We start from the raw sequence: 18,017 nt of genomic DNA, 5'->3' as shown, positions 1-18,017 counted from the left end.
GTCCCCGCACTCCGACACCGCCCCGCCAACCCACGGAATGCGTGCTGTTGCTGTTGTCGTTGAGGTTGCCGGCCAGCGGCCGGCACTACCAGGGGTGCAGGGCGCAGCCCTGCCGAAAAACACGCATAAAAAAACAGCAGGCCGAGGCCTGCTGTTTCGGTGTAATGGTGCGCCCGGAGAGATTCGAACTCCCGACCGCCTGGTTCGTAGCCAGGTACTCTATCCAACTGAGCTACGGGCGCCAATTACATAAACTTGTTGTGCTGACTGTGTATGGTGCGCCCGGAGAGATTCGAACTCCCGACCGCCTGGTTCGTAGCCAGGTACTCTATCCAACTGAGCTACGGGCGCGCGGTACACAATCAAATTTTACTGCATTTCCAGCGGCGGATGCTGAAAACCTGTCGAGTGGTGCGCCCGGAGAGATTCGAACTCCCGACCGCCTGGTTCGTAGCCAGGTACTCTATCCAACTGAGCTACGGGCGCCCTGCGACAGGAGCGGAATTATGCGGATGTCGGCGCGTACCGTCAACAGTTTTGTGAAAATTTTCATCCAACTGAATGAAAAAGCGGTCCGCCACAGCGTCAGGGGCCTTCAACCAGGCGAAATGATCCGCACGCGTGCCCAGTTCCTGCGCCGACAGCACGCGCAGCTGCGCGTCCACATTCGGCAGCTTGGCCAGCAATGTCTGCATCGATCCGGTCGGTGCCAACCAGTCGTGTTCCATCAACACCGCCTGCGCGCTGCCATGCACGCGCGCCATCTGTGCGTCGAGGTCTTCGTCCATGCCGGCCGCGGCATAGTGGTTGTTCAGGCCCACGCGCGCCCAGTCGGCGATCAGTCCGCGCGCTTCGGTGCCGCCGAAGCCGAGGCGCCGGCCATGCAGCACGCCCTGGCGCTGTGCGATCCACGGCAGGAAGCGGTAGACCAGTGGCAGCAGCCAGCCCCGCGGTGGCGGGAAGCCGCGCCAGAACGGTGAGCCGCTGGCCGCCAACCACAAGCGGTTGAAGTGCTGCGGATTGCGGCCGGCATGCACGCAGGCCAGCTGACCGCCGAGGCTGTGGCCACCGATGATCCAGGGCAGCGCGCCGGCCTCGTCATCCGCCGCGACAAGGACCGCCTGGCTGGTGGGCAGATCCTGTTCGAGTACCTCGCGATAGCCCCAGTCCTGCGTGCGCGACGGCCGCAGTGAGCTGCTGCCATTGCCGCGCCACTCGTGCAGGTACACCGCCACGCCCTTCGCCGCCAGCGCCTGCGCCAGCGGCAGGTAGTGGCGCGCGGCCACGCCCAGTGCCGGCAGCCACAGCAGGCGCGCGATGGGCTGTGCAGGCACGCAGGCAATCACTTCGTAGCGATGGCCATCAGCGCACTGCACGGCGAGGACGTCCGGTGTGAGGCTCATGCGTGGGGTGCCGCGCCGAAGTGATCGAGCACCAGCACCTCGCTGCGGCCGGGGGCATAGCCCTGCTGCAGGCCGCGTGCAACGTAGTCGATACCGGCTTCGCAGGCATTGGCCAGGCTCAAGCCGTTGCACAGTTGCGCGGCGATGGCCGAGGCCAGCGTGCAGCCGGTGCCATGTGCGTCCAGCGGCAGGCGGGCATGGATGAATTCTTCGCTGCTGACGCCGTCGAAGTAGCGGTCGATCACGCGGTTGCCTTCCTGCAGATGGCCACCTTTGAGCAGCACCGCACCGGCGCCCAGATCGAGCAGGGCGGAAGCGGCGCGCTCCGCGTCATCGCCGTTGCCGATCTTCCGTCCGACCAGCAGCTCTGCTTCCGGCGTGTTCGGGGTGATCAGCGTGGCCAGCGGGATCAGCCGCTCGCGCATCGCCTGCAGGGCGCTGTCTTCCAGCAGGCGCGCGCCGCTGGTGGCGACCATCACCGGGTCCAGTACCACGTGTGGCGGGCGATGGCGCTCCAATGCATCGGCGACGGCATTGATCACCTCGGCGTTGGCCAGCATGCCGAGCTTCACCGCGTGGATGTCGAAGTCGTCGAAGCAGGCGTCCAGTTGCGCGCGCAGGAAATCGATCGGCGGCACATGCACGGCGATGACGCCGCGGGTGTTCTGCGCGGTCAGTGCAGCAATCGCGGAAAGGCCATGCACGCGGTGTGCGGCGAAGGCCTTCAGGTCGGCCTGGATGCCGGCGCCACCACCGGAGTCGGAGCCGGCGATGGTGAGGGCGGAAACGGGAGTGGTCGGGCTCATCCAGCGATTGTGCCGTGGTCACCGTAAAGGAGGTAGCGTCGCCGCTGATAGATGGGGTCAGATCCCTTTTCCGCAGGAAAAGGGATCTGACCCCCCGGAGCGCCGCTCTCAATGCCGCCAACGCGCCCACTGCTGGTACAGCACATAACCCAGTCCGGTCAGGCCGGTCAGCAGGGCGGGGGCAAGCAGGGCGTCGTACTGCCAGCGCACGAACAGCCAGGCGCCGAGGATGCCGCCGGCGAGGAAGCCGCTGATGATCAGGCCGCTGAGGGTCAGTCGCCGTACCTGCAGTGGCAACCCGCGCAGCAGGTGGCCCAAGCCGATGCCGAGGTCGGTGAACATGCCGCTGAGGTGGGTGGTGCGCACCACCGCGCCGCTGAAGGTGGTGGCCATCGCATTCTGCAGGCCGCAGGCCATGGCAGCGGCCAGTGCACCCCATATCTGGTGCCGTTCGAACAGCGGAATGGCTACCAGCAACAGTGCTGACTCCAGCGCCAGCGCCACGCCGTAGCGTCGGCCCAGCTGCAGGGTGCTGTCCTGGATCAGCAGGCCGCTGAGCATTGCGCCCAGCGAGAACGCGATCAGCAGTCCCCACAGGTGTCCGACCGCGCGCCAGTCACCCTGGGCCAGTGCCATGCCGAGCTGGCTGGTACTGCCGGTCATGTGGCTGACCGCCTGGTGCTCGAAACCGAGGAAGCCGACCACGTTGACCATGCCGGCCACGCACGAGAGCGCGACCGCGCCGATCCAGACCCAGGTGGGCAGGCGTATTCCCATCGGCGGGGCCCGTCAGGGCCCGCCGAAGCCGCCGTTGAACTGCAGCTCGCTGAAGGTGTTGCTGGCCGGGTCGAACACCGCGCCCCAGAACTGCGCGCCGCCATCGCAGACGCGGATCGCTTCGCGGGCCGGATTGATGCCGCTGTCGTCGGGCAGGTGGAAGGCATTGATGTAGATCAGGCGTCGGCCTGCGCTTTCGATGCCGACGTACTGCCGGTCAAAGTCGAGCACCTTCGGCACCTGGGCCTCCAGCGAAGACAGGTTCGCTTCCAGCTGGTCGATCTGCTGCCGGCTGGGTGCCCAGTAGCCGCTGACCCGCCCGGCCTCGCGGCCGGGGCTGGGCCGAGAGCAGGTGTCGAGCACCTGCGCGGCGATGATCGGGCGGGTGACCACCCAGGACTGGCCGGTGCGCTCGGCGGTGGGCACACTGGCCGGGCCGCGCGTAGTGGTGCAGGCGCCCAGCACGGCTGCGAGGGTGATTGCAGCCGTGGGCAGCAGCAGGCGGGTGCGGCGGTTCACAACACCTCCGAAGCGTAATCGGCCAGGCGCGAACGCTCGCCACGGCGCAGGGTGATGTGTGCACTATGCGGCCAGTTCTTGAAGCGATCCACCGCGTAGGTCAGGCCCGAGGTGGTCTCGGTCAGGTACGGGGTGTCGATCTGCTCGACGTTGCCCAGGCAGACGATCTTGGTGCCGGGGCCGGCGCGGGTGATCAGCGTCTTCATCTGCTTCGGGGTGAGGTTCTGTGCCTCGTCCAGGATCAGGTAGCGCGACAGGAACGTGCGGCCGCGCATGAAGTTCATCGAGCGGATCTTGATGCGGCTGGCCAGCAGGTCGTTGGTCGCCTGGCGCCCCCACGTGCCGCCTTCCTGGTTGTGCGTGAGCACTTCCAGGTTGTCGGTCAGCGCGCCCATCCACGGCGTCATCTTCTCTTCTTCGGTGCCGGGCAGGAAACCGATGTCCTCGCCGACGCTGACCGTGGCGCGGGTCATGATGATCTCGCGGTAGCGCTGCTGGTCCATCGTCTGCGCCAGGCCGGCGGCCAGCGCCAGCAGGGTCTTGCCGGTGCCGGCGGTACCCAGCAGCGTGACGAAGTCGATCTCCGGATCCATCAGTGCGTTGAGGGCGAAGTTCTGCTCGCGGTTGCGTGCGCTGATGCCCCACACGGCGTGGCTGCCGTGGCGGAAATCATCGACCAGCGACAGCACCACCTTGCCGTCACCGACCACGCGGCTGACGCGCAGCTCGACTTCATCTTCGCCGGGCAGGTAGACGTACTGGTTCGGGTACCACTCCTCGCCGTCCTGCGCCTGGATTTCGTAATGGGTACGGCCCTTGTCGCTCCAGCTGCGCAGGTCGTCGCCGTGGCGCTTCCAGAAGTCTTCCGGCAGCTCGGTAGCGCCGGTGTAGAGCAGGCTGAAATCGTCCAGCGCGCGGTCGTTCTCGTAGTCCTCGGACACGATGCCGGCGATGGCGGCCTTGATCCGCAGGTTGATGTCCTTGGAGACGAACACCACCGGCAGGTCGGGGGTTTCTTCCTTCAGGGCCAGGATCGCGCCGAGGATGGCGTTGTCCGGGATCACCTTGCCGAAGCTCTTGCCAGCGTCGAAATGGCTGGTCTGGAAGCGCAGCTTGCCGGCGCTCTGCTTGCCGCGCAGCTGCAGCCCATTCGGGCGCTGCAGCGGAATGCCGTCGGCCAGGTTGTCCAGGCCGGAGGCCTGCACCAGCTCGTTGAGGAAGCGGCTCACTTGGCGGGCGTTGCGGCTCGCTTCGGAGGTGCCCTTCTTGCCGTTGTCCAGCTCCTCGATCACCTGCATGGGCAGGTAAACGTCGTGCTCCTCGAATTTGAACAGCGCGGTCGGATCGTGCATCAGCACGTTGGTATCCAGCACGTAGATGCGCTTGCCTCGGGTCATCGTCGATTCCTGGTTACGGACAGGGAAAAACCACCACGGCCTGCTGCCGGGCAGGGTGATGGCAGACACAGTAGGCAGTGGGACTCACTTGGACTGGGAGGCCTTCAGTTCGGCGAGAACGGCATCGGCATGGCCGGCGACCTTGACCTTGCGCCAGGACTGCACGATGCGGCTGTCGGGGGAAATCAGGAAGGTGCTGCGTTCGATGCCACGTACCTGCTTGCCGTACATGTTCTTCATCTTGATCACGTCGAAGGCGCTGCACAGCGCTTCGTCGCCATCGCTGACCAGGGGGAAGCCGAAGCCCTGCCTGGCACAGAAATTGTCGTGCGACTTCACCGAATCGCGCGAGACGCCCAGCACGACCGCGCCGGCCTTCTTGAACTTCGGCAGCAGCGCGTTGAAGTCGATACCTTCGGTGGTGCAGCCGGGAGTGCTGTCCTTGGGGTAGAAGTACAGCACCAGCCACTGGCCGGCATAGTCGCCGAGGGTGGCCTGGTCGCCACCGGACAGCGCCAGCGGCAGGGAGAGGGTGGTGCTGTCCAGGGTATCGCCGTTGTTCATGAGGTCCTTCTGTCGAGCCTGGGTTCTTTCCAAGACAATTGCATGAAACGCCACGCGCCCGTGAGAGGCGCGCGAAAAATCAGGAATTCATTCAGAACTTCATCGGGTCCATGATCGCGTCCAGGTTCAGGTGGTCGCAGAACTCAAGGAAATCGTCGCGCAGCGCGGCGATGTGCATGTTGGCCGGCACGCCGATGGTGACCTGTGCACTGAACATTTCCGCACCGGTCTGCATGGCGCGGTAGCGCGTGCTCTGCAGGTTCTCGATGGTGATGCCCTGGCGGTCGAAGAAGTCGGCCAGCTGGAACAGGATGCCCGGCTTGTCGGCGGCGATCACTTCGACGATGTACGGCAGCAGGTTGGACTGCGCCTGCTTGGCGGCGGTGCGGTACCAGACCAGCTTCAGGCCCTCCTCGCGCTCCAGCCGGGTCAGCATCGCCTCGAGCTTGGCCACCGAGTCCCAGGAGCCGGTGGCCAGGGCGGTGACCGAGACATCGCGGCCGACCGTGGCCAGGCGTGCGTCCACCAGGTTGCAGCCGCTGTCGGCGATGCGGCGGGTGACGGACAGCAGGGGGGACTCCGGATGCGTCGTATAGGCGTTGATCAGGAGGTGGTTTTCGCTCGGCGCGGGGCGCGGGGTGGTGTCGGTCAAGGCGATTCCGGGTAATGCATGCGTGAGTCTGAATGCCCGCCAGAGGCGGGGATCCACCGGTGTCCAGCATACTTGCCCGTGCTTTCGCGCCGCAAGTAACATTCAGGCCGCCCCCAGCCTTTCGTGGCGGGCGTTTCCCTTCCCAGCCAAGAGCAGCACGTCCTTGTCCCTTTCCGGCCTCATCACCGCGCTGGCGACCCCGTTCCGGGCCGACGGCGCCCTCGATCCCGATGGTTGGCAGCGCCTGCTGCACCTGCAACTGGAGGGTGGCGTCCATGGAGTTGTCGTGGCTGGCTCGACCGGCGAAGCGGCGACCCTGACCGATGCCGAGTACGACCAGCTGCTGGCCAGCGCCGTCGAACGCATCGGCGGCCGCATCCCGGTCATGGCCGGCACCGGCCTGTCGGGCACCGCCAAGACCATCGAACAGACCCGCCGCGCCGCCGCCCTTGGCGCCAGCCACGCACTGGTGGTCACCCCGCCGTACGTGCGGCCGACCCAGGCTGGCCTGATCGCGCACTATCGCGCGGTGGCCGACCAGGGCGGGCTGCCGGTCGTGCTGTACAACGTGCCCGGCCGTACCGGCTGCGACATGCAGCCGGAGACCGTGGCCGAACTGGCCAGCCACCCCAATATCGTCGGCATCAAGGAAGCGGTGGGTGACACCGGCCGGGTGCAGGCGCTGCTGGCGCTGCGCAGCCCGAAGTTCGCCGTGCTCAGTGGCGACGACGGCACCGCCGCGCGTTCGATCCGGGCCGGCATCGATGGCCTGATCTCGGTCGGTTCCAACGTGCTTCCGGGCGCGTATCGCCGGATGTGCGAGCTGGCTGCCGCGCACGACCACGAAGCCACCGAGTCGTGGGACGCGCGCCTGCATCCCTTCCATGATTTCTGTGGCGTCGAACCCAACCCGATCCCGGTCAAGGCGCTGCTGCGCCGCATCGGCATCGGCCATGACCTGCGCCTGCCGCTGCTGCCGCTGTCGGCAGCACATCATCCCGCGGCCGACCACCTTGCCGGCGACATCGCCGCCCTCGAAGCCCTTTCCAGCCACTGACCTTCCGTCTTGGTCTGACCCAGGAGATTCACATGCGTCAATCCGTTTCCACTGTCCGCGTGCTGTCCTACGCCCTGCTTGCTGTAGCTGTTGCGGCCGGCACCACCGGCTGCTTCAAGCGTGGCGTCAAGGGCGACTACGCCCTGGCCCCGGAGATGCGCCCGCTGGAAGTACCGCCGGACCTGAACCTGCCCAACGCCACCACCGACAACAAGGTGCCGACACTGGCCTCGGCCACCAAGCCGGCGGCGCCGGTCGCCGCAGCCCCGGCGGTGGGCAACACCGGTTTCACCGTTGCCGGTGGCAAGGATGAAGCCTTCGCCAAGGTCGGTACCGCGCTGGAAGGCGTCGAAGGCGTGACCATCGCCAGCCGCGCGCAGCTGCTGGGCTCGTACGACGTGGCCTACGAAGGCAGCAACTTCCTGGTCCGCGTGGTGGCGGTTGATGCAGGTGCCTACATCTCCGCGGTCGACCCGCGTGGCCTGCCGGCCACCGCCGAAGCGCCGGTGAAGCTGATCGCCGCGCTGAAGGCGAAGCTGGCGCAGTAAGGGCCGCCCTGGTAGAGGCCGACCTTGGTCGGCGCTTTTGTGCCAACCAAGGTTGGCACCTACCGAGAACAGAAAAGGGCGCCATGGGCGCCCTTTTCCGTTGCCGCCGCGGGCGCTTCTCAGCGCTCCAGCAGCTTCAGCTTGTCCGGCTTGCCGTCCCATTCGCCGGCGTCGGCGGGCGGGTCCTTGCGCACGGTCAGCACCGGCCATTCCTTCGCCAGCTCGGCATTGAGGGCAACGAAGCCTTCCTGGCCGGCGGGGACGTCGTCCTCGGGGAAAATCGCGTTGACCGGGCACTCCGGCTCGCAGAGGGTGCAGTCGATGCACTCATCCGGGTCGATCACCAGGAAGTTCGGGCCTTCGTGGAAGCAATCCACGGGGCACACTTCCACGCAATCGGTGTGTTTGCACTTGATGCAGTTTTCGGTGACGACAAAGGGCATGGGCTGGGGGTGGATCGATTCCTGAACCCGCCAATTCTAGAACAGGTTGGCCCCCGGTGTCGGGATGGGACGGAAAACGGGCGTCTGGCAGGCGCGGCCATTGGCGGCACGGCAGGGCGTGTGCGAGGCTGCGCGACAACCGGTCCTGGTGGCCGGGCTCCCTTCCCAGCAGGATCGTCCATGTCCCAGGCCCCGTCCCGCACCGCCTCCCACGGTGGTGAAAACACGGCGTTCATCGTCCTGATCAGTTGCGTGGCCACGCTTGGTGGCTTCCTGTTCGGCTTCGACAGTGGTGTCATCAACGGCACGGTCGATGGCCTGCGCCAGGCCTTCAACTCCAGCGAGGCGGGGCTGGGTTTCGAAGTTGCCTCGATGCTGCTGGGCTGCGCGATCGGTGCATTCCTGGCCGGTTGGTTGGGCGACCGCCTGGGGCGCCGTGGTGTCCTGATCGTGTCCGCGCTGATGTTCCTGGTCTCGGCGCTGGGCGCCGGGGCGGCTCACGCGTCCTGGCTGTTCATCGCGGCCCGCGTGCTGGGCGGCTTTGCGGTGGGGGCGGCCAGCGTGATGTCACCGGCCTACATCGCCGAAGTCGCCTCGGCGCGCTATCGCGGCCGGCTGGCCACGGTGCAGCAGATGGCCATCATCTGCGGTTTGTTCGCGGCCTTCCTCAGCAATTACCTGCTGGCCCGCGCCGCCGGCGCCTCGACCGAGCCGCTGTGGCTGGGCCACGAAGCCTGGCGATGGATGTTCTGGATGCAGGCGCTGCCCTCCGCGCTGTTCCTGCTGTTGCTGCTGGTGATTCCGGAAAGCCCGCGCTTCCTGGTGCTGAAGGGCCGCCAGGGGCAGGCGAGTGTGGTGTTGTCGCGACTGTACGGCGAGGCCGCTGCCCGGGCCAAGCAGGCCGAGATCGAAGCCAGCCTGGCACAGGACCAGCACAAGCCGCGCTTCGGCGACCTGCGCAGCAGGGCTACCGGCAGGCTGCGCCCGATCCTCTGGGTGGGCATCGGCCTGGCCATGTTCCAGCAGCTGGTCGGCATCAACGTGGTGTTCTACTACGGCGCGGTGCTGTGGCAGGCGGTGGGCTTCTCTGAAAGCGACGCACTGCTGATCAATGTGCTGTCCGGCGCGCTGAGCATCGGCGCCTGCCTGCTCACCGTGCTGCTGATCGACCGCATCGGGCGCAAGCCGCTGCTGTGGGTCGGCTCGGTCGGCATGTCGGTGGCGCTGGTGCTGATGGTGGTGGCGTTTGCCAGCGGCAGCCTGGCCGGCGGGCGCCTGCAGCTGTCCGATGGCATGGGACGGCTGGCGCTGGTCGCCGCCAACGTCTACGTGGTGTTCTTCAACATGTCCTGGGGCCCGGTGATGTGGGTGATGCTGGGCGAGATGTTCCCCAACCAGATCCGCGGCCCGGCGCTGGCGGTGGCGGGTGCGGCGCAATGGACCTCGAACTTCGCGATCACCGTGACCTTCCCGATGCTGCTGGCCGGCATCGGCCTGGCCGGCGCCTATGGCATCTACGCGGTGGCGGCCATCCTCTCGATCGTCTTCGTGGTCCGCTACGTACGCGAGACCAAGGGCAAGGAGCTGGAGCAGATGGAAGGCTGACGGCGACTGGCTTCGGTTGCGTTCCGTTGGCGCCTGCTTGTCCAGAGTGTGAGGGGGCAGGCCGCCCTCTCCAGGACGCGCAAGAGCCCATCCATGGTGCTCACGGTCCTGGAGAGGGCGGCCTGCCCCCTCCTGACAGTTTCATGGTGCGTGCGGATGCGGCGAAGCGCTGGTCGGTTGTTGCCGCAGCTGGCGGGAAACCGTCCAGAGTCGGTGGGGGTCACCCAGGGCAGGACCCGTTGGCGCCAAGGATGGCGCCATCGAGCCCCCATGGATGGGTTCACGGCGTGTCCTGCCCTGGGTGACCCCACCGGCTCGAGCCGATTGCAGGGAGGCGCCAAAGCGACCAACCCGACCGCAATCACTGCAATCCCGGAAAACAGAAAAGCCCGCACAAGGCGGGCTTTTTCGGTTCCTGCTGCGGCGACTGGCGCTCCCTAGGGGACTCGAACCCCTGTTTTAGCCTTGAGAGGGCCACGTCCTAACCACTAGACGAAGGGAGCGTAACTGTGTCGCTGCCGAGGCAGGAGCGCTAGTATATGCACCTCGATGCCATTGGGCAATCCCGAAACTTCAACCGGAAGCGCCAACATCATTTCCTCTGCTACATCACCGTTCAGCCTGCGCGTCATCCCGCGCGACCAGCACACGATCTCCCGCAAGGACATCAGCCCGAACGCCCTGCGCGTGCTTTACCGCCTGCGCGATGCCGGCTTCGGCGCCTACCTTGTCGGCGGCGCGGTGCGCGATCTGCTGGTCAATGGCCAACCCAAGGATTTCGACGTGGCCACCGACGCCACGCCCGAGCAGGTCAAGCAGCTGTTCCGCAACTGCCGCCTGATCGGCCGCCGGTTCCGCCTCGCCCACGTAGTGTTCGGTCGCGAAATCATCGAAGTCGCCACCTTCCGTGCCAACAGCGATGACGGCAGCGGCGACCGCGAGATGGAAAACGGCATGCTCGTGCGCGACAACGTGTACGGCACCATCGAAGACGACGCCATCCGCCGCGACTTCACCTGCAACGCCCTGTACTACGCCATCGAGGACTTCTCGGTGCGCGACTACACCGGTGGTTTCGAGGACGTGCAGGCGCGCCTGATGAAGCTGATCGGCGACCCGGTGCAGCGCTACCAGGAAGACCCGGTACGCATGCTGCGAGCGGTGCGCCTGGCGGCCAAGCTCGGCTTCCAGATCGAAGAGGGTACTGCCGCGCCGATCCCGCACCTGGCCGGCCTGCTCAACGAAGCCGCGCCAGCGCGCCTGTTCGAGGAAGTGCTCAAGCTGTTCCTGTCCGGACACGGCGTGGCCAGCTTCGAAGGCCTTGAGCGTTACGGCCTGCTCGACGTGCTGTTCCCGGAAAGCGCCAAGGCGCTGAAAGCCAACCGCACCGGCGCGCTGCGCCGCATGCTGGTCGAGGGCCTGGCCAATACCGATGCGCGGGTGGCCAACGACGAACCGGTCTCGCCGGCGTTCCTGTTCGCGCTGCTGCTGTGGCCGGCGTTCTGCCGTGCACAGGCGACCCTGCTCAAGCAGGGCGTGGCACCGGAAGAGGCGCAGCGCCGCGCCGCCGACCGCGTCACCGTGCAGCAGTTGAGCACCATCGCGCTGCCGCGCCGCTTCTCGCTGCCGATGCAGGAAATCTGGCTGCTGCAGTCGCGCTTCAGCTCGCGCCAGCGCAAGCGCGTGTTCCGCACCCTGACCCATCCGCGCTTCCGTGCCGCGTTCGATTTCCTCAGCCTGCGCCAGGTGGCGTCGTCCGAGCACGCCGCCGATGTCGAGTTCTGGCGCGAAGCGCAGGCGCAGTCCGGTCGTGAGCTGGAGTCGTCGCTGGATGCGATGCACAGCGAAGATGGCGATGACGAGAGCGGAGCGCCGCGCAAGCGCCGCCGTCGCCGCCGTCGTCCGAGTGCCGCGGCCGGTGCAGCGGGCGAGTAAGCGATGACCCTCGCCTGGATCGGCCTCGGCGCCAACCTCGGCGACGCGGCCGCCACCGTCGGCGCGGCGATTGCCGCGCTGGACGGCCTGCCCGGGACCCGGCTGCGCCAGGCCTCGCGGCTTTACGCAACGCCGGCCTGGGGCAATGAAGACCAGCCGCCGTTCGTCAATGCGGTGGCCTCGGTCGAAACCACCTTGCCGGCCGATGAGCTGCTGCAGGCCATGCTGGCGCTGGAGCAGCGCTTCGGTCGCACGCGTGATCCGGCAGTGCACTGGGGCCCGCGCGCGCTGGACCTGGACCTGCTGCTGTATGGTGCGCAGGCGCTCGACCAGCCTGGGCTGAAGGTGCCGCATCCGTACCTGCACGAGCGTGCCTTCGTGCTGGTGCCGCTGGCCGAAATCGCGCCGGAACTGACAATTCCTGGCCATGGACGCGTGCAGGATGCAGTGATGCGGGTCGATGCCTGCGGGATCGCGCCGATAGGGTGATAATGCCCGGGTTATCTCCCCCGGTTATCAGCACATGAGCACCCACGCAGACAGCAAGCCCTGGACCGTTCCCGCCCTGGCCGAGGCCAAGCGCAATGGCCAGAAGCTGGTCATGTTGACCGCCTACGACGCCGGCTTCGCCCGCACCTTCGATGCCAACGGCGTCGACCTGATCCTGATCGGCGATTCGCTGGGCATGGTCGTGCAGGGTCATGATTCGACCCTGCCGGTGACCGTGGCCGACATGGTCTACCACACCCGGGCCGTGGCCCGCGTGCTGCAGCGTGCGCTGCTGGTGGCCGACCTGCCGTTCGGCGCCGATGCCACCCCGGAACGCGCGCTGGATGCCTCGCTGCAGCTGCTGCAGGCCGGTGCCGAGATGGTCAAGATCGAAGGTGCCGGCTTCAAGGTCGACATCATCCGCTACCTGGTCGAGCGCGAGATTCCGGTCTGCGCGCACCTCGGCCTGACCCCGCAGTCGGTGCTGCGACTGGGCGGCTTCAAGATCCAGGGCCGCGGCGATGCTGCGCGCCAGCTGGTGGAGGACGCCAGGGCCGTGGCCGCCGCAGGCGCCAGCATCATGGTGCTTGAATGCGTGCCGACCCCGGTCGCTGCCGAGGTGACCGCTGCGGTGGATGTACCGACCATCGGCATTGGCGCGGGCCCGCAGTGCGATGGCCAGGTGCTGGTGCTGCACGATTTCCTCGGCCTGGACAGTGGCCATCGCCGTCCCAAGTTCGTCAAGGATTTCCTTGCCGAAGGTGGCTCGGTGGCCGGTGCCACCCGCGCCTTTGCCGACGCGGTGCGCGACGGCAGCTTCCCCGACGAACAGCACGCCTACGCCCAATGATCCAGACCTTCAACGAGCTCGGCGCGTTGCGCGAGCAGATCGCCCAGTGGAAGCGTGAGGGCCTGCGCGTGGCGCTGGTGCCGACCATGGGCAACCTGCATGGGGGGCACCATTCGCTGGTGACCCTGGCCCGCCAGTACGCCGACAAGGTGGTGGCGAGCATCTTCGTCAATCCGACCCAGTTCGGCCCCAACGAGGATTTCAGTCGCTACCCGCGCACGCCCGAGGCCGACGTGGCCGGGCTGGAGCAGGTCGGCTGCGATGCCGTGTGGCTGCCCAGCGTGGAGACGATGTATCCGCTGGGGGTGGACAGGACCACGCGCATGCACGCGCCGGGTGTCAGTGAAGTGCTGGAAGGCGCCAGCCGCCCGGGGCACTTCGATGGCGTCTGCACGGTGGTGGCGCGCCTGTTCCTGCAGGTGCAGCCGGACGTGGCCGTGTTCGGCCGCAAGGACTACCAGCAGCTTGCCGTGATCAGGCAGATGGTGGCCGAGCTGTCGTTCCCGATCCAGATCGTCGGTGCTGAGATCGTGCGCGACGAGGATGGCCTGGCCAAGAGTTCGCGCAACCAGTACCTGAGCGACGAACAGCGCCCGGTCGCGACCACCATCCACCGCACCCTGCTGGGCATGCGCGAGGGCTACGTGGCGGGGCAGGCACGTGATCGCATCGAAGCCGACGCCACGGCCGCATTGCAGGCAGCCGGGTTCCAGGTCGACTACGCGGTGCTGCGCACCCCGGAGCTGGCCGAGCCGACCTTCGACGGCGGTGGCCGCGTGGCGCTGATTGCCGCGCGCCTGGGAACCACCCGGTTGATCGACAACCTGGAGTTCTGAGTTCCGGCGGCGCCGCGCGATGCATGGGGTCAGATCCCTTTTCCAGGGGAAAAGGGTTCTGACCCCGGTTTCACCGGCTACCTGAACAGGTTGCCGGCCGTGATGCCCCGCGCTGCGCGGGTGCTAGAATCCGCTCTTTCCTTTGCCGTTGCAGCGCCCCCATGCACCTGTCCCTGCTCAAGACCAAGATCCATCGCGCCACCGTCACCCATTCCGAGCTGAACTACGAAGGCTCGATCGCCATCGATGACAACCTGCTGGCTGCCACCGGCATCCGCGAGTTCGAGCAGGTGCACATCTGGGACGTGACCAATGGTGCGCGTTTCTCGACCTATGCCATCCGCGCCGAAGCCGGCAGCGGCGTTGTCTCGCTCAACGGTGGCGCCGCGCGCCACGTGCAGGTCGGTGACATCATCATCATCGCCGCGTTCGCCAGCATGACCGAGCAGGAAGCTGACAGCTTCAGGCCGAAGCTGGTGTACGTTGATGGCAACAACCAGATCACCCACACCAACGACACGATCCCGACCCAGGCCGCATGACAACGAACAACGGATTCGACTCGCTGCATTCCCACGCCCAGCGCCTGAAGGGCGCAAGCATTCCCAGCCTGCTCGCCGCCGAACCCGGCCGTGTACAGGAGCTGGCGCTGCGGGTCGGTCCGTTGTACGTCAATTTCGCCCGGCAGAAATACGATGCCGCGGCGTTGCAGGCGCTGTTGGCGCTGGCTGCCGAGCGTGATGTCGGTGGTGCCATCACGCGCCTGTTCCGCGGCGAACAGGTCAACCTGACCGAAGGGCGCGCCGCGCTGCATACCGCGCTGCGCGGCGATGTGGTCGATGCGCCGGTGGCGGCCGAGGCCTATGCCACCGCGCGCGCGATCCGCCAGCGCATGGGCGTGCTGGTGCGCGCGCTGGAAGACAGTGGCGTGACCGATGTGGTCAGCGTCGGCATCGGTGGTTCCGACCTTGGCCCGCGCCTGGTCGCCGACGCGCTGCGTCCGGTCAGCGGTGCGCGCCTGCGCGTGCATTTCGTCTCGAACGTGGACGGCGCCGCCATGCAGCGCACGCTGGCCACGCTGGATCCGGCCAAGACCGCCGGCATCCTCATCTCCAAGACCTTCGGTACGCAGGAAACGCTGCTCAACGGCCAGATCCTGCACGACTGGCTGGGCGGCAGCGAGCGCCTGTATGCAGTCAGCGCCAATCCGGATCGCGCCGCCAAGGCCTTCGCGATCGCCGCCGATCGCGTACTGCCGATGTGGGACTGGGTGGGTGGCCGCTATTCGCTGTGGTCGGCGGTCGGTTTCCCGATCGCGTTGGCGATCGGCTTCGAGCGCTTTGAGCAGCTGCTGGAAGGCGCCGCACAGATGGATGCGCATGCGCTGGATGCACCGCTGGAGCGCAACCTGCCGGTGCTGCATGGCCTGACCGACATCTGGAACCGCAACCTGCTGGGCCATGCCACGCATGCGGTGATGACCTACGACCAGCGTCTGGCGCTGCTGCCGGCCTACCTGCAGCAGCTGGTGATGGAAAGCCTGGGCAAGCGCGTGCAGCGTGATGGTGCGCCGGTCACCACCGACACCGTGCCGGTGTGGTGGGGTGGGGCAGGCACCGATGTGCAGCACAGCTTCTTCCAGGCGCTGCACCAGGGCACCAGCGTCGTTCCGGCCGACTTCATCGGCTGTGTGCACAACGATGATCCCTACACGATCAATCACCAGGCCCTGCTGGCCAACCTGTTGGCACAGACCGAGGCGCTGGCCAATGGCCAGAGCAGCGACGATCCGCACCGTGATTACCCGGGCGGGCGGCCGAGTACGCTGATCCTGCTCGACGCGCTGACCCCGCAGGCACTGGGTGCGCTGATCGCCATGTACGAACACGCCGTGTACGTGCAGTCGGTGATCTGGAACATCAACGCGTTCGACCAGTTCGGTGTCGAGCTCGGCAAGCAACTGGCCAGTGGCCTGCTGCCGGCGCTGCAGGGCGAGGATGTGGCGGTTGCCGATCCGATGACCCGCGAGATCCTGGCGCAGCTGAAGCGCTGATGCTCTGGTAGTGCCGGCCGCTGGCCGGCATCCAGGTGATGCTTCAATCGTTCATGAGGTTGCCGGCCAGCGGCCGGCACTACCGCAGCAGATGGGTTGCCGGCCAGCGGCCGGCACTACCGCAGCAGATGGGTTGCCGGCCAGCGGCCGGCACTACCGCAGCGGATGGGTTGCCGGCCACCGGCCGGCACTACCGCGTCACCGGCTCGGGTCGCGCTCCGGGCTTGGCCGCTTGGCCAGTTTGCGCTGCAGCGAGCGCCGGTGCATGCCGAGAAGGCGCGCGGCCGCTGACACGTTGCCGCCGGTCTCGTGCATCGCCTGCTGGATGTGTTCCCACTGCAGGCGGCTGATCGGCGTCATCGCATCGGGCACTTCCATTTCGCCATCGTCGGCCGGGCCGTCGTCTTCCTCGCCGAGGGCGCGCAGGATCATCGGCACCGTGGCCGGCTTCGGCAGGTAATCATCCGCACCCAGCTTGATCGCCTCCACCGCGGTGGCGATGCTGGCGTAGCCGGTCACCAGCAGGATCCGCATGTCCGCGCGCAGCGCGCGCAGCGGCTGGATCAGTGCCAGGCCGGAATCGCTGCCCAGCTTCAGGTCGATCAGCGCGAAGGCCGGTGGATGCTGCCGGGCCAGCGCCAGCGCACTGGCGGCATCCTGTGCGGTCTGCGTTTCAAGCCCCTTGCGGGCCAGGCTGCGTTGCAGGGTACGCAGGTACAGCTCGTCGTCGTCGACCAGCAGGCCCAGGGTGGAATGGTGAAGGGTCATGGGGTGTCCTCGCGTGGGGCCAGCGGCAGGCGGAAGCCGACGCGGCTGCCGGCCCCCTGGGCCGGGCGCATCCACATCTCGCCGTCGAGGCGTTCGATGGTGGCATGGGACAGGGCCAGGCCGACGCCCATGCCCTCGCTCTTGCTGCTGCCGAACAGCTTGCCCGGCAGCACGGCGGCACGGGCGTCGAAGCCATGGCCGTAGTCGCGGACTTCGCCGATCAGGTCGTCGCCTTCGATGCGCAGGTCCAGGTCCACGCGTGGCCGGCCGGCTTTCTCGCCGGCATCGGCGGCGTTGTTGAGCAGGACCATCAGCAGATGGCCTACGCCCGGGTCCAGCGGCAGCCGCAGCGGCGCATCATCGTTGCGGTGCAGGTCGATGGTCGGCCGCACCAGGCGCCATTGCTCAAGCACCTGCTGTGCGCTGGAATGGCTGCGGCCCGGTGCGTCGGCCGAGGCCGGAGCAGCCAGCGCCAGCACGCGCTCCCGGCACTGCACCAGCAGCTCGCGCAGGGTTTCCATGTCCTCGCGCACTTCCGGCTCTTCGCTGCGCTCGGCCACATCGTCGGCCAGCAGGGTCATGGTCGCCAGCGGCGTGTTCAGTTCATGCGCCACCGAGGCGGCATGGGTGGCCAGCGCGACGATGCCCTCGTTGCGGGCGAAGCGCTCGCGCAGTGCCGACAGTTCCAGTTCGCGCTCCCGCAGGGCCAGCGCCAGCCGGGTGGAGAAGGCCAGTACCACCGCGGCGGAGATCAGGAAGTTGGCGACCACGCCCCAGCGATTCAGGTCCTGCGCGCGGAAATAACCGTCCGGCAATGGCTGGCCGAAGATGCCGCTGGCGGCGTAGCCGAGCAGGCAGGCCAGTGCGACCGCCAATGCCCAGCGCAGGGGCAGGGCGAACGCGGCCAGCGCGATCAGGATCAGGAACAGCGAGCTGAACGGGTTGGCCATGCCGCCGCTCCAGCCGACCATCCAGGTCAGGATGATCACGTCCACCAGGATGTGGCCGAACGCGGTCAGCGGTGCGGTGTCAGCCGCGTCCGGACGCAACTGGGTATAGATGTTGAACAGGGCCAGCACCGCCACGCCGGCCCATAGCGGCAGCTGCGGCAACGGCAGGCCCAGCACCCAGGTGGCAACCAGGATGGTGGCGGCCTGGCCGCCTACGGCAAGCCAGCGCAGGCTGCACAGGGTACGGAGAAACGGGGCGTCGGGACCGGTCATTCACGCTCATCGTATGCGTTCACGGGCGGCTGTGCCTGCGACAATCGGCCGCAGCCGTGCCACCGGCTGAATGCGAGTCACCCGGAATGCGG

General features: G+C 67.2%; 19 protein-coding genes and 4 tRNA genes. 9 read left to right on the top strand and 14 right to left on the bottom strand.

The window, feature by feature from the left end; genetic code table 11:
* Window positions 1-165: 165 nt before the first annotated feature.
* From AC5P53_RS09530 to AC5P53_RS09485, 10 genes are all read right to left on the bottom strand, one after another.
* Window positions 166-242: transfer RNA gene (locus AC5P53_RS09530), tRNA-Arg, on the bottom strand.
* Window positions 243-274: 32 nt separating this feature from the next.
* A tRNA-Arg gene (locus AC5P53_RS09525) sits at window positions 275-351 on the bottom strand.
* 58 nt (window positions 352-409) lie between these two features.
* A tRNA-Arg gene (locus AC5P53_RS09520) sits at window positions 410-486 on the bottom strand.
* Window positions 477-1,403, bottom strand: coding sequence for an alpha/beta hydrolase family protein (locus AC5P53_RS09515; protein ID WP_142234573.1), 927 nt, complete (start codon window positions 1,401-1,403; stop codon window positions 477-479). The genes AC5P53_RS09520 and AC5P53_RS09515 overlap by 10 nt, the downstream gene beginning before the upstream one ends.
* Window positions 1,400-2,209, bottom strand: coding sequence for a bifunctional hydroxymethylpyrimidine kinase/phosphomethylpyrimidine kinase (gene thiD, locus AC5P53_RS09510; RefSeq protein WP_046429932.1), 810 nt, complete (start codon window positions 2,207-2,209; stop codon window positions 1,400-1,402). Before thiD ends, AC5P53_RS09515 begins: the two co-directional genes overlap by 4 nt.
* A 108-nt stretch (window positions 2,210-2,317) precedes the next feature.
* The gene (locus tag AC5P53_RS09505; protein WP_032957720.1) at window positions 2,318-2,986 is read right to left on the bottom strand and encodes a YoaK family protein; all 669 of its coding nucleotides are present in this window, start codon (window positions 2,984-2,986) and stop codon (window positions 2,318-2,320) included.
* 12 nt (window positions 2,987-2,998) lie between these two features.
* Complete coding sequence (locus AC5P53_RS09500) at window positions 2,999-3,505, bottom strand: hypothetical protein (RefSeq protein WP_014646741.1); 507 nt, start codon at window positions 3,503-3,505, stop codon at window positions 2,999-3,001.
* Window positions 3,502-4,902: a PhoH family protein gene (locus AC5P53_RS09495; RefSeq protein ID WP_014646742.1), complete on the bottom strand. Its 1,401-nt coding sequence runs from the start codon at window positions 4,900-4,902 to the stop codon at window positions 3,502-3,504. The genes AC5P53_RS09500 and AC5P53_RS09495 overlap by 4 nt, the downstream gene beginning before the upstream one ends.
* Window positions 4,903-4,986: 84 nt before the next feature.
* Window positions 4,987-5,466: a peroxiredoxin gene (locus AC5P53_RS09490; RefSeq protein ID WP_014646743.1), complete on the bottom strand. Its 480-nt coding sequence runs from the start codon at window positions 5,464-5,466 to the stop codon at window positions 4,987-4,989.
* A gap of 91 nt (window positions 5,467-5,557) precedes the next feature.
* On the bottom strand, window positions 5,558-6,118 hold the full coding sequence (locus AC5P53_RS09485) for a glycine cleavage system transcriptional repressor (RefSeq protein ID WP_005409051.1): 561 nt from the start codon (window positions 6,116-6,118) through the stop codon (window positions 5,558-5,560).
* Window positions 6,119-6,281: 163 nt separating this feature from the next.
* Here AC5P53_RS09485 and dapA point away from each other — a divergent pair, with 163 nt between their 5' ends.
* The gene (dapA, locus tag AC5P53_RS09480; RefSeq protein WP_014646744.1) at window positions 6,282-7,175 is read left to right on the top strand and encodes a 4-hydroxy-tetrahydrodipicolinate synthase; all 894 of its coding nucleotides are present in this window, start codon (window positions 6,282-6,284) and stop codon (window positions 7,173-7,175) included.
* A gap of 32 nt (window positions 7,176-7,207) precedes the next feature.
* A complete protein-coding gene (locus tag AC5P53_RS09475; RefSeq protein WP_049442314.1) occupies window positions 7,208-7,723 on the top strand; it encodes a hypothetical protein in 516 nt (171 codons plus the stop codon).
* 119 nt (window positions 7,724-7,842) lie between these two features.
* On the opposite strand, the gene fdxA is transcribed toward AC5P53_RS09475, so the two are convergent.
* Window positions 7,843-8,166, bottom strand: a complete 324-nt coding sequence (gene fdxA, locus AC5P53_RS09470) for a ferredoxin FdxA (RefSeq protein ID WP_005409054.1) — start codon at window positions 8,164-8,166, stop codon at window positions 7,843-7,845.
* A gap of 180 nt (window positions 8,167-8,346) precedes the next feature.
* On the opposite strand from fdxA, the gene AC5P53_RS09465 reads away from it, so the two are divergent.
* Window positions 8,347-9,771, top strand: a complete 1,425-nt coding sequence (locus tag AC5P53_RS09465; RefSeq protein WP_495227327.1) for a sugar porter family MFS transporter — start codon at window positions 8,347-8,349, stop codon at window positions 9,769-9,771.
* Window positions 9,772-10,199: 428 nt separating this feature from the next.
* On the opposite strand, the gene AC5P53_RS09460 is transcribed toward AC5P53_RS09465, so the two are convergent.
* Window positions 10,200-10,274: transfer RNA gene (locus AC5P53_RS09460), tRNA-Glu, on the bottom strand.
* Between the two features lie 52 nt (window positions 10,275-10,326).
* Here AC5P53_RS09460 and pcnB point away from each other — a divergent pair.
* From pcnB to pgi, 6 genes are all read left to right on the top strand, one after another.
* Entirely contained in the window at window positions 10,327-11,706 is a 1,380-nt protein-coding gene (gene pcnB / locus AC5P53_RS09455) for a polynucleotide adenylyltransferase PcnB (RefSeq protein WP_241887015.1), read from the top strand.
* A gap of 3 nt (window positions 11,707-11,709) precedes the next feature.
* The gene (gene folK / locus AC5P53_RS09450; RefSeq protein ID WP_032960824.1) at window positions 11,710-12,195 is read left to right on the top strand and encodes a 2-amino-4-hydroxy-6-hydroxymethyldihydropteridine diphosphokinase; all 486 of its coding nucleotides are present in this window, start codon (window positions 11,710-11,712) and stop codon (window positions 12,193-12,195) included.
* A 34-nt stretch (window positions 12,196-12,229) separates the two neighbouring features.
* Entirely contained in the window at window positions 12,230-13,045 is an 816-nt protein-coding gene (gene panB / locus AC5P53_RS09445) for a 3-methyl-2-oxobutanoate hydroxymethyltransferase (RefSeq protein ID WP_014646749.1), read from the top strand.
* Window positions 13,042-13,881 (top strand): pantoate--beta-alanine ligase, encoded by an 840-nt coding sequence (gene panC / locus AC5P53_RS09440; protein ID WP_014646750.1) that lies wholly within the window; start codon window positions 13,042-13,044, stop codon window positions 13,879-13,881. Before panB ends, panC begins: the two co-directional genes overlap by 4 nt.
* 161 nt (window positions 13,882-14,042) lie before the next feature.
* Window positions 14,043-14,423, top strand: a complete 381-nt coding sequence (gene panD, locus AC5P53_RS09435; RefSeq protein WP_014646751.1) for an aspartate 1-decarboxylase — start codon at window positions 14,043-14,045, stop codon at window positions 14,421-14,423.
* Complete coding sequence (pgi, locus tag AC5P53_RS09430; protein WP_049442316.1) at window positions 14,420-15,934, top strand: glucose-6-phosphate isomerase; 1,515 nt, start codon at window positions 14,420-14,422, stop codon at window positions 15,932-15,934. The genes panD and pgi overlap by 4 nt, the downstream gene beginning before the upstream one ends.
* Window positions 15,935-16,132: 198 nt before the next feature.
* On the opposite strand, the gene AC5P53_RS09425 is transcribed toward pgi, so the two are convergent.
* Window positions 16,133-16,702 carry a response regulator transcription factor gene (locus AC5P53_RS09425; RefSeq protein WP_241886683.1) on the bottom strand — a complete coding sequence of 190 codons (570 nt, stop codon included), beginning with the start codon at window positions 16,700-16,702 and terminating at the stop codon, window positions 16,133-16,135.
* The gene (locus AC5P53_RS09420; protein WP_032960817.1) at window positions 16,699-17,925 is read right to left on the bottom strand and encodes an ATP-binding protein; all 1,227 of its coding nucleotides are present in this window, start codon (window positions 17,923-17,925) and stop codon (window positions 16,699-16,701) included. The genes AC5P53_RS09425 and AC5P53_RS09420 overlap by 4 nt, the downstream gene beginning before the upstream one ends.
* Between the last annotated feature and the right edge of the window lie 92 nt (window positions 17,926-18,017).

This window comes from Stenotrophomonas sp. YJH_SMC_82 (assembly GCF_059368875.1).
The sequence above is the reverse complement of the archived record's forward strand: the minus strand, read 5'-3'. Positions and strand labels throughout refer to the sequence as shown.

What these genes read in the sequence shown, in the direction of transcription:
- AC5P53_RS09515 (WP_142234573.1), bottom strand. Translation starts at nt 1,403, where the DNA reads ATGAGCCTCACACCGGACGTCCTCGCCGTGCAGTGCGCTGATGGCCAT.
- thiD (WP_046429932.1), bottom strand. Translation starts at nt 2,209, where the DNA reads ATGAGCCCGACCACTCCCGTTTCCGCCCTCACCATCGCCGGCTCCGAC.
- AC5P53_RS09505 (WP_032957720.1), bottom strand. Translation starts at nt 2,986, where the DNA reads ATGGGAATACGCCTGCCCACCTGGGTCTGGATCGGCGCGGTCGCGCTC.
- AC5P53_RS09495 (WP_014646742.1), bottom strand. Translation starts at nt 4,902, where the DNA reads ATGACCCGAGGCAAGCGCATCTACGTGCTGGATACCAACGTGCTGATG.
- AC5P53_RS09490 (WP_014646743.1), bottom strand. Translation starts at nt 5,466, where the DNA reads ATGAACAACGGCGATACCCTGGACAGCACCACCCTCTCCCTGCCGCTG.
- AC5P53_RS09475 (WP_049442314.1), top strand. Translation starts at nt 7,208, where the DNA reads ATGCGTCAATCCGTTTCCACTGTCCGCGTGCTGTCCTACGCCCTGCTT.
- fdxA (WP_005409054.1), bottom strand. Translation starts at nt 8,166, where the DNA reads ATGCCCTTTGTCGTCACCGAAAACTGCATCAAGTGCAAACACACCGAT.
- AC5P53_RS09465 (WP_495227327.1), top strand. Translation starts at nt 8,347, where the DNA reads ATGTCCCAGGCCCCGTCCCGCACCGCCTCCCACGGTGGTGAAAACACG.
- folK (WP_032960824.1), top strand. Translation starts at nt 11,710, where the DNA reads ATGACCCTCGCCTGGATCGGCCTCGGCGCCAACCTCGGCGACGCGGCC.
- panB (WP_014646749.1), top strand. Translation starts at nt 12,230, where the DNA reads ATGAGCACCCACGCAGACAGCAAGCCCTGGACCGTTCCCGCCCTGGCC.
- panC (WP_014646750.1), top strand. Translation starts at nt 13,042, where the DNA reads ATGATCCAGACCTTCAACGAGCTCGGCGCGTTGCGCGAGCAGATCGCC.
- panD (WP_014646751.1), top strand. Translation starts at nt 14,043, where the DNA reads ATGCACCTGTCCCTGCTCAAGACCAAGATCCATCGCGCCACCGTCACC.
- pgi (WP_049442316.1), top strand. Translation starts at nt 14,420, where the DNA reads ATGACAACGAACAACGGATTCGACTCGCTGCATTCCCACGCCCAGCGC.
- AC5P53_RS09425 (WP_241886683.1), bottom strand. Translation starts at nt 16,702, where the DNA reads ATGACCCTTCACCATTCCACCCTGGGCCTGCTGGTCGACGACGACGAG.
- AC5P53_RS09420 (WP_032960817.1), bottom strand. Translation starts at nt 17,925, where the DNA reads ATGACCGGTCCCGACGCCCCGTTTCTCCGTACCCTGTGCAGCCTGCGC.